Source organism: Sagittula marina (genome assembly GCF_014196795.1).
Lineage (GTDB): Bacteria > Pseudomonadota > Alphaproteobacteria > Rhodobacterales > Rhodobacteraceae > Sagittula > Sagittula marina.
The window spans coordinates 1-1,426 of the sequence record NZ_JACIEJ010000041.1 but is presented as its reverse complement, the minus strand read 5'-3'; the positions used below and the strand labels follow the sequence as shown (position 1 = coordinate 1,426).

The following is a 1,426-nucleotide window of genomic DNA, read 5'->3' as shown; positions in this document are numbered from 1 at the left end:
CGGTAGCGGGTGGGTGTGGGCTTCGGCATGCGCCCGAACTAACCGTCCGGATTCGCTAAGTGAATCCCTCCCTTTGATTTGCGCAACAACGCCCCTGAATTCCGACGATGAGTCCCATCCATTGTCCGGCGCGCTTGCGCCGGACGGGGAACCAGAATACCCAAGTTCAACCTGCAGACTTTCGTTATGACTGAGGGACCGGCAGGGGGCAGGTCATTAGCTTTCACCGGTGCGACATGAAAGGCCGCTTACACTCCACCCCCTGCATTCCTATATGCCAAACAGTTTCCGCAGCAGGCGGAAAATTTCCGAGAGGTGTGCAGCTAGAACTGCCATGCCCTCGTTAAGCATCAAGACGAAATGGACGTCCCCACCAAGGTGGAGCGCAGTTCTGATTGGACGGTTTGGGGAGGCCCAGCTTCGAAAACAAACTCCCTTTTATAGCCAGTGACCTGCCCCATCAGTGCCATTCTCAATGCTAAGCAGCGTTCTGCCTGACCTTGTCTTCGATCATCATCGTATGTGTCGGGTCAGTAAGCTTATATCCTCGCCCCCATATCGTTTCTATGTGGCTCTCCCCACCAGTCGCGACGGCGAGCTTCTTGCGCAACTTGCAGATAAAAACATCGATGATCTTCATCTCAGGTTCATCCATCCCGCCGTACAGGTGGTTTAGGAACATCTCTTTGGTGATTGTCGAGCCCTTGCGTAGACTTAGGAGCTCAAAAATCTGGTATTCTTTTGCCGTCAAGCTGACCGGGCGGCCGAAAACGTCCACCGACTTGGCGTCAAGGTTGATTTCGATGTTGCCGGTCTTGATCGTTGATTGCGCATGACCTTGGGAGCGCCGAATAATGGCATTGACCCGGGCAATTAATTCATCTCGGTTGAACGGCTTTGTCAGATAATCGTCGGCCCCAGACCCGAAACCTTTGATTTTGTTTTCGTGGTCATCGGATCCAGACAAGATCAAAATTGGTGTTGCCACCTTGGCCGCACGGAGCGTTCGAAGAACTTCGTGTCCATTCAGGTCAGGCAGACCCAAGTCTAAGAGGATCAGATCATAATCATACAGCTTCGCAAGATCGATACCCTCCTCACCCAAGTGTGTAGTGAGGACGTTGATGTTTGCTTTGCTCAGCATCATTTCGATGCTGCGTGAGGTCCTGGGGTCATCTTCGACAAGGAGGAGGCGCATTTGTTCGAATCCTATTTGGGGAAGCTCAACAGGGTTAGCGAAGTAGCGGCAAATTGGTTAATGATCCGTAAAACTTAATGTAGAAATAAACCTTTTTGCATTCCAGACAGCGACCCTTAGGTGCCTTGCGATCCTAGGGTCAGGACTCATAGCCAATAAATGACAGTTGCAGCGAGGGCGATTGCCGACAGGAAGACCTTCGGACAGCGGTCGTATCGGGTAGCCACT

At 52.1% G+C, this 1,426-nt stretch carries 1 protein-coding gene and 1 pseudogene; both read right to left on the bottom strand.

Annotation, left to right across the window (positions count from 1 at the left end; all coding sequences use genetic code 11):
* Positions 1 to 478: 478 nt before the first annotated feature.
* Positions 479 to 1,198, bottom strand: a complete 720-nt coding sequence (gene ctrA / locus GGQ68_RS24060) for a response regulator transcription factor CtrA (RefSeq protein WP_183970543.1) — start codon at positions 1,196 to 1,198, stop codon at positions 479 to 481.
* Positions 1,199 to 1,344: 146 nt separating this feature from the next.
* A pseudogene (locus tag GGQ68_RS24055) lies at positions 1,345 to 1,426 on the bottom strand (IS5/IS1182 family transposase); the annotation flags it as partial.